This is a genomic window from Bacillus sp. FJAT-14266, assembly GCF_001719225.1.
Taxonomy (GTDB): domain Bacteria; phylum Bacillota; class Bacilli; order Bacillales; family Bacillaceae; genus Bacillus; species Bacillus subtilis.
This window is the reverse complement of the sequence record NZ_CP017072.1, coordinates 74473-87952: the sequence shown is the minus strand read 5'-3', so window position 1 is coordinate 87952 and position 13480 is coordinate 74473. Positions and strand designations below refer to the sequence as shown.

Annotated in this window: 6 protein-coding genes, 9 tRNA genes and 4 rRNA genes; all 19 read left to right on the top strand. The window is 46.4% G+C overall.

The features are described from left to right. The first annotated feature begins 45 nt into the window (after positions 1–45). The 19 genes from rrf (BGM23_RS00560) (at position 46) to disA (ending at position 13366) form a co-directional block, all read left to right on the top strand. Positions 46–161, top strand: a 5S ribosomal RNA gene (gene rrf / locus BGM23_RS00560). 22 nt (positions 162–183) lie between these two features. After that, positions 184–259 (top strand) — tRNA-Val (locus tag BGM23_RS00555). 4 nt (positions 260–263) lie between these two features. After that, a tRNA-Thr gene (locus BGM23_RS00550) sits at positions 264–339 on the top strand. Positions 340–376: 37 nt separating this feature from the next. Then, positions 377–452 (top strand) — tRNA-Lys (locus tag BGM23_RS00545). A 6-nt stretch (positions 453–458) separates the two neighbouring features. Further along, positions 459–541, top strand: a tRNA-Leu gene (locus tag BGM23_RS00540). A gap of 40 nt (positions 542–581) precedes the next feature. Continuing rightward, positions 582–656 (top strand) — tRNA-Gly (locus BGM23_RS00535). 14 nt (positions 657–670) lie between these two features. After that, a tRNA-Leu gene (locus BGM23_RS00530) sits at positions 671–756 on the top strand. A 9-nt stretch (positions 757–765) separates the two neighbouring features. Continuing rightward, positions 766–842: transfer RNA gene (locus BGM23_RS00525), tRNA-Arg, on the top strand. Positions 843–869: 27 nt separating this feature from the next. Then, positions 870–946, top strand: a tRNA-Pro gene (locus tag BGM23_RS00520). 8 nt (positions 947–954) lie between these two features. Then, positions 955–1030 (top strand) — tRNA-Ala (locus BGM23_RS00515). A gap of 167 nt (positions 1031–1197) precedes the next feature. Beyond that, positions 1198–2747 (top strand): 16S ribosomal RNA (locus tag BGM23_RS00510). Positions 2748–2917: 170 nt separating this feature from the next. After that, positions 2918–5845, top strand: a 23S ribosomal RNA gene (locus BGM23_RS00505). Positions 5846–5900: 55 nt separating this feature from the next. Next, a 5S ribosomal RNA gene (gene rrf / locus BGM23_RS00500) occupies positions 5901–6016 on the top strand. The 16S, 23S and 5S rRNA genes sit together here with 9 tRNA genes alongside, the layout of an rRNA operon. A gap of 240 nt (positions 6017–6256) precedes the next feature. After that, entirely contained in the window at positions 6257–6721 is a 465-nt protein-coding gene (gene ctsR, locus BGM23_RS00490) for a transcriptional regulator CtsR (RefSeq protein ID WP_003225724.1), read from the top strand. Between the two features lie 13 nt (positions 6722–6734). Next, the gene (gene mcsA / locus BGM23_RS00485; RefSeq protein ID WP_015252993.1) at positions 6735–7292 is read left to right on the top strand and encodes a protein-arginine kinase activator protein McsA; all 558 of its coding nucleotides are present in this window, start codon (positions 6735–6737) and stop codon (positions 7290–7292) included. Continuing rightward, entirely contained in the window at positions 7292–8383 is a 1092-nt protein-coding gene (locus tag BGM23_RS00480) for a protein-arginine kinase McsB (protein WP_003235007.1), read from the top strand. The genes mcsA and BGM23_RS00480 overlap by 1 nt, the downstream gene beginning before the upstream one ends. Next, complete coding sequence (gene clpC, locus BGM23_RS00475; RefSeq protein WP_003235011.1) at positions 8380–10812, top strand: ATP-dependent protease ATP-binding subunit ClpC; 2433 nt, start codon at positions 8380–8382, stop codon at positions 10810–10812. The genes BGM23_RS00480 and clpC overlap by 4 nt, the downstream gene beginning before the upstream one ends. A 91-nt stretch (positions 10813–10903) precedes the next feature. Continuing rightward, positions 10904–12280, top strand: coding sequence for a DNA repair protein RadA (gene radA / locus BGM23_RS00470; RefSeq protein WP_004399687.1), 1377 nt, complete (start codon positions 10904–10906; stop codon positions 12278–12280). 3 nt (positions 12281–12283) lie between these two features. Next, the gene (gene disA / locus BGM23_RS00465) at positions 12284–13366 is read left to right on the top strand and encodes a DNA integrity scanning diadenylate cyclase DisA (RefSeq protein WP_003225736.1); all 1083 of its coding nucleotides are present in this window, start codon (positions 12284–12286) and stop codon (positions 13364–13366) included. The last annotated feature ends 114 nt before the right edge of the window (positions 13367–13480 follow it).

Here is a 13480-nt window from a genome sequence, read left to right as displayed (position 1 = left end):
GATGTCACACCTGTTATCTAGTTTTGAGAGAATACTCTCAAATTGTTTGGTGGCGATAGCGAAGAGGTCACACCCGTTCCCATACCGAACACGGAAGTTAAGCTCTTCAGCGCCGATGGTAGTCGGGGGTTTCCCCCTGTGAGAGTAGGACGCCGCCAAGCAATTGCACGTTAGTGTAATTATGGAGGATTAGCTCAGCTGGGAGAGCATCTGCCTTACAAGCAGAGGGTCGGCGGTTCGAGCCCGTCATCCTCCACCATTATGCCGGTGTAGCTCAATTGGTAGAGCAACTGACTTGTAATCAGTAGGTTGGGGGTTCAAGTCCTCTTGCCGGCACCACTTTTATATGATATAATATTCAAGTCTCTTGTAAGAAGAGCCATTAGCTCAGTTGGTAGAGCATCTGACTTTTAATCAGAGGGTCGAAGGTTCGAGTCCTTCATGGCTCACCATTTTACGCGGGTGTGGCGGAATTGGCAGACGCGCTAGACTTAGGATCTAGTGTCTTTATGACGTGGGGGTTCAAGTCCCTTCACCCGCATTATATAGGATAACAGTTAGAAAAACTGGACATCCTGTCTGCGGAAGTAGTTCAGTGGTAGAACACCACCTTGCCAAGGTGGGGGTCGCGGGTTCGAATCCCGTCTTCCGCTCCAACTATACCATCCACGCCGGGGTGGTGGAATTGGCAGACACACAGGACTTAAAATCCTGCGGTAGGTGACTACCGTGCCGGTTCAAGTCCGGCCCTCGGCATTATGTTTTGCGCCCGTAGCTCAATTGGATAGAGCGTTTGACTACGGATCAAAAGGTTAGGGGTTCGACTCCTCTCGGGCGCGCCATATCTTTTAATAGAATAGATGGGAAATCGGGAAGTAGCTCAGCTTGGTAGAGCACATGGTTTGGGACCATGGGGTCGCAGGTTCGAATCCTGTCTTCCCGACCATTTTTTATGGGGCCTTAGCTCAGCTGGGAGAGCGCCTGCTTTGCACGCAGGAGGTCAGCGGTTCGATCCCGCTAGGCTCCACCAAAAGTTTTTAAAAAGTTGTTGACTTTGAAGAAGTGACGTTGTATACTAATAAAGTTGCTTTAACAAAGCAAACAAAATGATCTTTGAAAACTAAACAAGACAAAACGTACCTGTTAATTCAGTTTTTAAAAAATCGCACAGCGATGTGCGTAGTCAGTCAAACTACTTTATCGGAGAGTTTGATCCTGGCTCAGGACGAACGCTGGCGGCGTGCCTAATACATGCAAGTCGAGCGGACAGATGGGAGCTTGCTCCCTGATGTTAGCGGCGGACGGGTGAGTAACACGTGGGTAACCTGCCTGTAAGACTGGGATAACTCCGGGAAACCGGGGCTAATACCGGATGGTTGTTTGAACCGCATGGTTCAAACATAAAAGGTGGCTTCGGCTACCACTTACAGATGGACCCGCGGCGCATTAGCTAGTTGGTGAGGTAACGGCTCACCAAGGCAACGATGCGTAGCCGACCTGAGAGGGTGATCGGCCACACTGGGACTGAGACACGGCCCAGACTCCTACGGGAGGCAGCAGTAGGGAATCTTCCGCAATGGACGAAAGTCTGACGGAGCAACGCCGCGTGAGTGATGAAGGTTTTCGGATCGTAAAGCTCTGTTGTTAGGGAAGAACAAGTACCGTTCGAATAGGGCGGTACCTTGACGGTACCTAACCAGAAAGCCACGGCTAACTACGTGCCAGCAGCCGCGGTAATACGTAGGTGGCAAGCGTTGTCCGGAATTATTGGGCGTAAAGGGCTCGCAGGCGGTTTCTTAAGTCTGATGTGAAAGCCCCCGGCTCAACCGGGGAGGGTCATTGGAAACTGGGGAACTTGAGTGCAGAAGAGGAGAGTGGAATTCCACGTGTAGCGGTGAAATGCGTAGAGATGTGGAGGAACACCAGTGGCGAAGGCGACTCTCTGGTCTGTAACTGACGCTGAGGAGCGAAAGCGTGGGGAGCGAACAGGATTAGATACCCTGGTAGTCCACGCCGTAAACGATGAGTGCTAAGTGTTAGGGGGTTTCCGCCCCTTAGTGCTGCAGCTAACGCATTAAGCACTCCGCCTGGGGAGTACGGTCGCAAGACTGAAACTCAAAGGAATTGACGGGGGCCCGCACAAGCGGTGGAGCATGTGGTTTAATTCGAAGCAACGCGAAGAACCTTACCAGGTCTTGACATCCTCTGACAATCCTAGAGATAGGACGTCCCCTTCGGGGGCAGAGTGACAGGTGGTGCATGGTTGTCGTCAGCTCGTGTCGTGAGATGTTGGGTTAAGTCCCGCAACGAGCGCAACCCTTGATCTTAGTTGCCAGCATTCAGTTGGGCACTCTAAGGTGACTGCCGGTGACAAACCGGAGGAAGGTGGGGATGACGTCAAATCATCATGCCCCTTATGACCTGGGCTACACACGTGCTACAATGGACAGAACAAAGGGCAGCGAAACCGCGAGGTTAAGCCAATCCCACAAATCTGTTCTCAGTTCGGATCGCAGTCTGCAACTCGACTGCGTGAAGCTGGAATCGCTAGTAATCGCGGATCAGCATGCCGCGGTGAATACGTTCCCGGGCCTTGTACACACCGCCCGTCACACCACGAGAGTTTGTAACACCCGAAGTCGGTGAGGTAACCTTTTAGGAGCCAGCCGCCGAAGGTGGGACAGATGATTGGGGTGAAGTCGTAACAAGGTAGCCGTATCGGAAGGTGCGGCTGGATCACCTCCTTTCTAAGGATATTATACGGAATATAAGACCTTGGGTCTTATAAGCAGAACGTTCCCTGTCTTGTTTAGTTTTGAAGGATCATTCCTTCGAAACGTGTTCTTTGAAAACTAGATAACAGTAGACATCACATTCAATTAGTAACACAAGATATCACATAGTGATTCTTTTTAACGGTTAAGTTAGAAAGGGCGCACGGTGGATGCCTTGGCACTAGGAGCCGATGAAGGACGGGACGAACACCGATATGCTTCGGGGAGCTGTAAGCAAGCTTTGATCCGGAGATTTCCGAATGGGGAAACCCACCACTCGTAATGGAGTGGTATCCATATCTGAATTCATAGGATATGAGAAGGCAGACCCGGGGAACTGAAACATCTAAGTACCCGGAGGAAGAGAAAGCAAATGCGATTCCCTGAGTAGCGGCGAGCGAAACGGGATTAGCCCAAACCAAGAGGCTTGCCTCTTGGGGTTGTAGGACACTCTGTACGGAGTTACAAAGGAACGAGGTAGATGAAGAGGTCTGGAAAGGCCCGCCATAGGAGGTAACAGCCCTGTAGTCAAAACTTCGTTCTCTCCTGAGTGGATCCTGAGTACGGCGGAACACGTGAAATTCCGTCGGAATCCGGGAGGACCATCTCCCAAGGCTAAATACTCCCTAGTGACCGATAGTGAACCAGTACCGTGAGGGAAAGGTGAAAAGCACCCCGGAAGGGGAGTGAAAGAGATCCTGAAACCGTGTGCCTACAAGTAGTCAGAGCCCGTTAACGGGTGATGGCGTGCCTTTTGTAGAATGAACCGGCGAGTTACGATCCCGTGCAAGGTTAAGCAGAAGATGCGGAGCCGCAGCGAAAGCGAGTCTGAATAGGGCGCATGAGTACGTGGTCGTAGACCCGAAACCAGGTGATCTACCCATGTCCAGGGTGAAGTTCAGGTAACACTGAATGGAGGCCCGAACCCACGCACGTTGAAAAGTGCGGGGATGAGGTGTGGGTAGGGGTGAAATGCCAATCGAACCTGGAGATAGCTGGTTCTCTCCGAAATAGCTTTAGGGCTAGCCTCAAGGTAAGAGTCTTGGAGGTAGAGCACTGATTGGACTAGGGGCCCCTACCGGGTTACCGAATTCAGTCAAACTCCGAATGCCAATGACTTATCCTTGGGAGTCAGACTGCGAGTGATAAGATCCGTAGTCGAAAGGGAAACAGCCCAGACCGCCAGCTAAGGTCCCAAAGTATACGTTAAGTGGAAAAGGATGTGGAGTTGCTTAGACAACCAGGATGTTGGCTTAGAAGCAGCCACCATTTAAAGAGTGCGTAATAGCTCACTGGTCGAGTGACTCTGCGCCGAAAATGTACCGGGGCTAAACGTATCACCGAAGCTGCGGACTGTTCTTCGAACAGTGGTAGGAGAGCGTTCTAAGGGCTGTGAAGCCAGACCGGAAGGACTGGTGGAGCGCTTAGAAGTGAGAATGCCGGTATGAGTAGCGAAAGAGGGGTGAGAATCCCCTCCACCGAATGCCTAAGGTTTCCTGAGGAAGGCTCGTCCGCTCAGGGTTAGTCGGGACCTAAGCCGAGGCCGAAAGGCGTAGGCGATGGACAACAGGTTGATATTCCTGTACCACCTCCTCACCATTTGAGCAATGGGGGGACGCAGGAGGATAGGGTAAGCGCGGTATTGGATATCCGCGTCCAAGCAGTTAGGCTGGGAAATAGGCAAATCCGTTTCCCATAAGGCTGAGCTGTGATGGCGAGCGAAATATAGTAGCGAAGTTCCTGATTCCACACTGCCAAGAAAAGCCTCTAGCGAGGTGAGAGGTGCCCGTACCGCAAACCGACACAGGTAGGCGAGGAGAGAATCCTAAGGTGATCGAGAGAACTCTCGTTAAGGAACTCGGCAAAATGACCCCGTAACTTCGGGAGAAGGGGTGCTCTGTTAGGGTGCAAGCCCGAGAGAGCCGCAGTGAATAGGCCCAGGCGACTGTTTAGCAAAAACACAGGTCTCTGCGAAGCCGTAAGGCGAAGTATAGGGGCTGACGCCTGCCCGGTGCTGGAAGGTTAAGAGGAGCGCTTAGCGTAAGCGAAGGTGCGAATTGAAGCCCCAGTAAACGGCGGCCGTAACTATAACGGTCCTAAGGTAGCGAAATTCCTTGTCGGGTAAGTTCCGACCCGCACGAAAGGCGCAACGATCTGGGCACTGTCTCAACGAGAGACTCGGTGAAATTATAGTACCTGTGAAGATGCAGGTTACCCGCGACAGGACGGAAAGACCCCGTGGAGCTTTACTGCAGCCTGATATTGAATGTTGGTACAGCTTGTACAGGATAGGTAGGAGCCTTGGAAACCGGAGCGCCAGCTTCGGTGGAGGCATCGGTGGGATACTACCCTGGCTGTATTGACCTTCTAACCCGCCGCCCTTATCGGGCGGGGAGACAGTGTCAGGTGGGCAGTTTGACTGGGGCGGTCGCCTCCTAAAAGGTAACGGAGGCGCCCAAAGGTTCCCTCAGAATGGTTGGAAATCATTCGCAGAGTGTAAAGGCACAAGGGAGCTTGACTGCGAGACCTACAAGTCGAGCAGGGACGAAAGTCGGGCTTAGTGATCCGGTGGTTCCGCATGGAAGGGCCATCGCTCAACGGATAAAAGCTACCCCGGGGATAACAGGCTTATCTCCCCCAAGAGTCCACATCGACGGGGAGGTTTGGCACCTCGATGTCGGCTCATCGCATCCTGGGGCTGTAGTCGGTCCCAAGGGTTGGGCTGTTCGCCCATTAAAGCGGTACGCGAGCTGGGTTCAGAACGTCGTGAGACAGTTCGGTCCCTATCCGTCGCGGGCGCAGGAAATTTGAGAGGAGCTGTCCTTAGTACGAGAGGACCGGGATGGACGCACCGCTGGTGTACCAGTTGTTCTGCCAAGGGCATCGCTGGGTAGCTATGTGCGGACGGGATAAGTGCTGAAAGCATCTAAGCATGAAGCCCCCCTCAAGATGAGATTTCCCATTCCGCAAGGAAGTAAGATCCCTGAAAGATGATCAGGTTGATAGGTCTGAGGTGGAAGTGTGGCGACACATGGAGCTGACAGATACTAATCGATCGAGGACTTAACCATATTTTTGAATGATGTCACACCTGTTATCTAGTTTTGAGAGAATACTCTCAAATTGTTTGGTGGCGATAGCGAAGAGGTCACACCCGTTCCCATACCGAACACGGAAGTTAAGCTCTTCAGCGCCGATGGTAGTCGGGGGTTTCCCCCTGTGAGAGTAGGACGCCGCCAAGCAAGCTTAAACCCAGCTCATTGAGCTGGGTTTTTTGTATTTTGGTTTATTGGTATCATAAAATTCCACTTAACTGTATAATATAATAACTTTATACCGAATTTTAAATCAGCAATCAGGTTTTGTGGACCGGGAAAATGGAAATAATAAAGGATAGAGCGAGAAAGTTGAAAATTCTCAAGAAACGGCTTATAGTAAGATTAAAGTCAAATATAGTCAAAGTCAGTAAAGGAGGGGGTTGAGTGGGACATAATATTTCTGACATCATTGAACAATATTTAAAACGAGTGTTAGATCAAAATGGCAAGGAAATTTTAGAGATTAAACGAAGTGAAATTGCAGATAAATTTCAATGCGTTCCTTCCCAAATAAATTATGTCATCAACACCAGATTTACAAGCGAAAGAGGATATATTGTTGAGAGCAAACGCGGGGGCGGCGGTTACATCAGAATCATTAAAATTAAAATGAACAATGAAGTTGTCCTGATCAATAATATAATTTCTCAAATTAATACCCATTTGTCTCAAGCAGCCTCTGATGACATTATTTTAAGGCTATTAGAAGACAAGGTAATTTCAGAAAGAGAAGCAAAAATGATGGTCAGCGTAATGGACCGCTCAGTTTTACACATTGACTTACCTGAACGTGATGAATTAAGAGCGAGAATGATGAAGGCAATGCTGACTTCTTTAAAATTAAAATAAGCGGGTGAAAAGATTGATTTGTCAAGAGTGCCACGAGAGACCAGCCACTTTTCACTTTACAAAGGTTGTTAACGGAGAAAAAATAGAAGTTCATATTTGTGAACAATGTGCCAAAGAAAATAGTGATTCATATGGTATAAGTGCAAACCAGGGTTTCTCTATTCATAATTTACTTTCGGGTTTACTGAACATGGATTCTTCATTTCAAAATGCAGGAACTCAAATGTTCAGTCACTCGGAGCAAATATCTGCTTGTCCGAAATGCGGAATGACTTTTCAGCAATTCAGAAAAATTGGCCGTTTTGGATGTTCTGAATGTTACAAAACATTTCATAGCAACATTACACCAATCCTACGTAAAGTGCACAGCGGAAACACTGTGCATGCAGGTAAGATACCGAAACGAATAGGCGGCAATCTTCATGTCAGACGGCAGATTGATATGCTAAAAAAGGAATTGGAATCCTTAATCCATCAAGAAGAATTTGAAAATGCAGCTCATGTAAGAGATCAAATTCGTTCATTAGAACAATCACTCAAAAGTACAGATAGTGAGGAGGAACAGGAGTAATGTCGCTAAAGCATTTTATTCAGGACGCACTAAGCAGTTGGATGAAGCAGAAAGGACCTGAAAGTGACATTGTACTCAGCAGCCGCATACGTTTAGCAAGGAACTTTGAGCATATTCGGTTCCCTACGCGGTATTCCAATGAAGAAGCCTCATCCATCATACAGCAATTTGAAGATCAGTTTTCAGAGCAAGAAATTCCCGGAATCGGCAAATTTGTTTTGATTAGAATGAATGATGCACAGCCTTTAGAGAAGCGTGTACTTGTTGAAAAACATCTAATCAGTCCGAATCTGACAGAGTCTCCTTTTGGCGGCTGTTTGCTTTCTGAAAATGAGGAAGTAAGCGTCATGCTAAATGAAGAGGACCATATTAGAATTCAATGTCTTTTCCCTGGATTTCAGCTTTTAGAAGCAATGAAAGCCGCAAACCAGGTCGACGACTGGATTGAAGAAAAAGTTGATTATGCATTCAATGAGCAAAGAGGATACTTAACCAGCTGTCCTACAAACGTAGGTACAGGTTTAAGGGCTTCGGTCATGATGCATCTGCCGGCGCTGGTTTTAACTAGGCAAATAAATCGAATTATACCGGCAATTAATCAATTAGGCTTAGTTGTTAGAGGAATTTATGGGGAAGGCAGCGAAGCAGTAGGGAATATCTTTCAAATTTCAAATCAGATCACGCTTGGTAAGTCAGAGCAGGATATTGTAGAGGATCTTAACAGTGTTGCTGCTCAGTTGATTGAACAAGAACGATCTGCCCGAGAAGCGATTTATCAAACTTCTAAAATCGAACTTGAGGATCGGGTATATCGGTCTTATGGGGTCTTGTCTAATTGCCGGATGATAGAATCGAAAGAAACTGCAAAGTGCCTTTCAGATGTTCGGTTAGGCATAGACCTAGGCATTATAAAAGGACTTTCAAGCAACATACTTAACGAACTTATGATTTTGACGCAGCCAGGATTTTTACAGCAATACTCGGGAGGCGCTTTGCGTCCGAACGAAAGGGACATTCGAAGAGCGGCTCTCATCAGAGAACGGCTTCACTTAGAAATGAATGGGAAAAGACAGGAGGATGAATCGATATGATGTTTGGAAGATTTACAGAACGAGCTCAAAAAGTACTGGCGCTAGCACAGGAAGAAGCACTTCGGTTAGGTCATAATAACATTGGCACTGAGCATATTTTATTAGGACTGGTAAGAGAAGGAGAGGGCATTGCTGCTAAAGCTCTTCAAGCGCTTGGACTCGGTTCAGAAAAAATTCAGAAAGAAGTAGAAAGTTTGATCGGGCGCGGGCAGGAAATGTCTCAAACGATTCATTATACTCCTAGAGCTAAAAAAGTCATTGAGCTTTCAATGGATGAGGCAAGAAAACTCGGTCATTCTTATGTTGGAACAGAACATATTCTTCTTGGTCTGATTCGTGAAGGAGAAGGTGTTGCTGCGAGAGTTCTGAATAATCTCGGTGTCAGCTTAAATAAAGCAAGACAGCAGGTGCTCCAGCTTCTAGGAAGTAATGAAACAGGATCATCAGCGGCAGGAACAAACAGCAATGCGAATACGCCTACGCTCGACAGCTTGGCAAGAGACTTAACTGCTATTGCGAAGGAAGACAGCCTTGATCCTGTAATCGGCAGAAGCAAGGAGATCCAGCGTGTCATTGAAGTGTTAAGCCGCAGAACGAAAAACAACCCTGTTCTCATTGGGGAACCAGGTGTAGGTAAAACGGCTATCGCAGAAGGTTTGGCACAGCAAATTATCAATAATGAAGTGCCCGAAATTTTGCGTGATAAACGTGTGATGACATTAGACATGGGAACAGTTGTTGCCGGCACAAAATACCGCGGAGAATTTGAGGATCGCCTGAAGAAGGTCATGGATGAAATTCGCCAGGCAGGAAATATCATTCTATTCATCGATGAGCTCCATACATTAATCGGGGCAGGCGGAGCAGAAGGTGCTATTGATGCATCTAATATTTTAAAACCTTCACTTGCTCGCGGTGAACTCCAATGTATTGGTGCAACGACTCTTGATGAGTACCGTAAATATATTGAAAAAGATGCAGCACTGGAACGCCGTTTTCAGCCGATTCAGGTTGATCAGCCATCTGTAGATGAAAGTATTCAAATTTTACAAGGTCTGCGTGACAGATACGAAGCCCACCACCGCGTTTCTATCACTGATGATGCCATTGAAGCTGCGGTTAAGCTTTCTGACAGATATATTTCTGACCGCTTCCTTCCGGATAAAGCAATTGACTTGATCGATGAAGCAGGTTCAAAGGTGAGACTGCGCTCATTTACAACGCCTCCTAACTTAAAAGAGCTTGAGCAGAAGCTTGATGAGGTTCGTAAAGAGAAGGATGCGGCAGTGCAAAGCCAAGAGTTTGAAAAAGCTGCTTCCTTGCGTGATACTGAACAACGCCTGCGCGAGCAAGTAGAGGATACGAAGAAATCATGGAAAGAGAAGCAAGGGCAGGAAAACTCAGAGGTTACTGTGGATGATATTGCGATGGTTGTATCCAGCTGGACCGGTGTGCCTGTATCTAAAATCGCCCAAACTGAAACTGATAAGCTTCTCAATATGGAAAACATTCTTCATTCCCGCGTCATCGGCCAGGATGAGGCAGTTGTAGCTGTTGCAAAAGCCGTCAGACGTGCGAGAGCAGGGTTGAAAGATCCTAAACGCCCAATCGGCTCATTCATTTTCTTAGGCCCTACAGGTGTAGGTAAAACAGAACTTGCACGAGCACTTGCTGAATCCATTTTTGGCGATGAAGAATCCATGATCAGAATTGACATGTCTGAATACATGGAAAAACACTCAACTTCAAGACTTGTTGGTTCACCTCCGGGATATGTGGGATATGATGAAGGCGGTCAATTGACAGAGAAAGTCAGAAGAAAACCTTACTCTGTCGTGCTTCTTGATGAGATCGAGAAAGCGCACCCTGATGTCTTCAATATCCTTCTGCAAGTTCTTGAAGACGGGCGATTGACTGATTCTAAAGGACGCACAGTCGATTTCCGCAATACCATTCTGATCATGACATCAAACGTCGGAGCAAGTGAGCTGAAACGCAATAAATATGTCGGCTTTAACGTTCAGGATGAAACTCAAAATCATAAAGACATGAAAGATAAAGTGATGGGTGAATTGAAACGAGCGTTCAGACCTGAGTTCATCAACCGTATTGATGAAATCATTGTCTTCCATTCACTTGAGAAAAAACATCTTACTGAAATTGTGTCATTAATGTCTGATCAATTAACGAAACGCCTGAAAGAACAAGATCTTTCTATCGAATTGACAGATGCTGCAAAAGCGAAAGTCGCGGAAGAGGGCGTTGACCTGGAATACGGTGCCCGTCCGTTAAGAAGAGCGATCCAAAAACATGTCGAGGATCGTTTATCTGAAGAACTCCTCAGAGGAAATATTCATAAAGGACAGCATATTGTTCTTGATGTAGAAGATGGCGAATTTGTCGTAAAAACGACTGCTAAAACGAATTAATATAGAAGACGGAAATGAGGCATACAGCATGTAAGTGTATGCCTCACTTTCATATCAAGAAATAGAACAAGGGAGAGGTCTTACACTATATATGGCTAAAACAAAATCGAAGTTCATCTGCCAATCCTGCGGCTACGAGTCTCCAAAATGGATGGGGAAATGTCCGGGCTGTGGTGCTTGGAATACAATGGTGGAAGAAATGATTAAAAAAGCACCGGCCAATCGGAGAGCGGCTTTTTCTCATTCTGTTCAAACTGTACAGAAACCTTCACCTATTACATCAATCGAAACATCAGAAGAACCCCGCGTCAAAACCCAGCTTGGCGAGTTTAACAGAGTACTCGGCGGAGGTGTCGTTAAAGGCTCCCTCGTTTTAATTGGCGGTGATCCTGGTATCGGAAAGTCAACGCTATTACTGCAGGTTTCCGCTCAATTATCAGGCTCATCAAACAGTGTCCTGTATATTTCGGGAGAAGAATCTGTAAAGCAAACGAAGCTGCGAGCAGACCGTCTCGGCATTAATAATCCGTCACTGCATGTTTTATCTGAAACCGATATGGAGTATATTTCGTCTGCTATACAAGAGATGAATCCATCGTTTGTCGTTGTTGACTCTATTCAAACGGTTTACCAAAGCGATATTACATCTGCTCCAGGCAGTGTGTCACAGGTCAGAGAATGTACCGCTGAGCTGATGAAAATTGCAAAAACAAAAGGTATTCCGATTTTTATCGTAGGGCACGTGACGAAAGAAGGGTCTATTGCAGGTCCGAGACTGTTGGAGCATATGGTTGACACTGTTTTATATTTTGAAGGAGAACGCCACCATACTTTCCGTATTTTGCGGGCTGTAAAAAACCGTTTCGGATCTACAAACGAAATGGGCATTTTCGAAATGCGGGAAGAGGGGCTCACTGAGGTTTTGAATCCTTCGGAAATTTTCTTAGAAGAACGCTCTGCTGGTTCCGCAGGCTCGAGTATCACTGCCTCTATGGAGGGCACTAGACCGATTCTCGTTGAAATTCAGGCACTCATCTCGCCAACAAGTTTTGGCAACCCAAGGCGTATGGCAACGGGAATAGACCATAACAGGGTTTCTCTGTTAATGGCTGTGTTAGAAAAAAGAGTTGGACTGCTGCTGCAAAATCAGGATGCTTATTTGAAAGTGGCTGGCGGCGTTAAGCTTGATGAACCGGCAATTGATCTTGCGATTGTGATTAGTATTGCATCAAGCTTTAGAGACACACCTCCAAATCCTGCAGATTGTTTTATTGGAGAAGTGGGATTAACCGGAGAAGTCCGGCGGGTTTCAAGAATTGAACAGCGTGTGAAAGAAGCGGCAAAGCTTGGTTTTAAACGCATGATCATACCCGCGGCAAATCTGGATGGATGGACAAAACCAAAAGGGATTGAGGTTATCGGAGTAGCAAATGTTGCAGAAGCGCTTCGTACTTCATTAGGAGGATAATAGATGGAAAAAGAGAAAAAAGGGGCGAAACACGAGTTAGACCTGTCATCTATATTGCAGTTTGTTGCTCCGGGTACACCGCTCAGAGCGGGGATGGAAAACGTCTTGAGAGCAAATACAGGCGGTCTGATTGTTGTTGGATATAATGATAAAGTAAAAGAAGTGGTGGACGGCGGCTTTCACATAAACACGGCTTTTTCTCCGGCGCATTTATATGAGCTGGCTAAAATGGATGGAGCGATCATTTTAAGTGATTCTGGTCAAAAGATCCTATACGCGAATACTCAGCTGATGCCGGATGCCACAATTTCTTCATCAGAAACAGGAATGCGGCACAGAACTGCCGAAAGAGTAGCTAAGCAAACTGGCTGTCTTGTAATCGCCATTTCTGAAAGAAGAAATGTCATAACGTTATATCAGGAAAACATGAAGTATACACTAAAAGACATAGGATTTATTTTAACCAAGGCGAACCAAGCCATTCAAACACTTGAAAAATATAAGACAATCCTCGATAAAACGATTAATGCACTGAACGCGTTAGAGTTTGAGGAACTTGTTACCTTCAGTGATGTCTTGTCTGTCATGCATCGTTATGAAATGGTACTGAGAATCAAAAACGAAATTAATATGTATATCAAAGAGCTGGGGACAGAAGGGCATCTGATCAAACTGCAAGTCATTGAATTGATTACGGATATGGAAGAAGAGGCCGCTTTATTTATTAAGGACTATGTAAAAGAAAAGATTAAAGATCCGTTTGTTCTCTTGAAGGAGCTGCAGGATATGTCCAGTTATGATCTGCTGGATGATTCCATTGTGTATAAGCTTCTCGGTTACCCTGCTTCTACTAATCTTGATGATTATGTATTGCCGAGAGGATACAGGCTGTTAAATAAGATACCGCGTCTTCCGATGCCGATTGTTGAAAATGTTGTAGAAGCATTTGGAGTCCTGCCAAGGATTATTGAGGCGAGTGCAGAAGAATTAGATGAAGTAGAGGGAATCGGTGAAGTACGAGCCCAAAAAATCAAAAAAGGATTAAAACGCCTGCAAGAGAAGCATTATTTAGACAGACAACTGTGATTTCGGTTAAAACCTTATGAATACGGGTATATTAATGTTGGTTTTTGTTTATTCTGATATTCGTAGGATGCATAAGACTTTGTGAAATTAAAATGTTAAAAAAGGAGGTGGGGG

Excerpts from the sequence above, each read along its gene's own strand:
- BGM23_RS00480 (WP_003235007.1), top strand. The coding sequence starts at position 7,292 with ATGTCGCTAAAGCATTTTATTCAGGACGCACTAAGCAGTTGGATGAAG.
- clpC (WP_003235011.1), top strand. The coding sequence starts at position 8,380 with ATGATGTTTGGAAGATTTACAGAACGAGCTCAAAAAGTACTGGCGCTA.
- disA (WP_003225736.1), top strand. The coding sequence starts at position 12,284 with ATGGAAAAAGAGAAAAAAGGGGCGAAACACGAGTTAGACCTGTCATCT.
- radA (WP_004399687.1), top strand. The coding sequence starts at position 10,904 with ATGGCTAAAACAAAATCGAAGTTCATCTGCCAATCCTGCGGCTACGAG.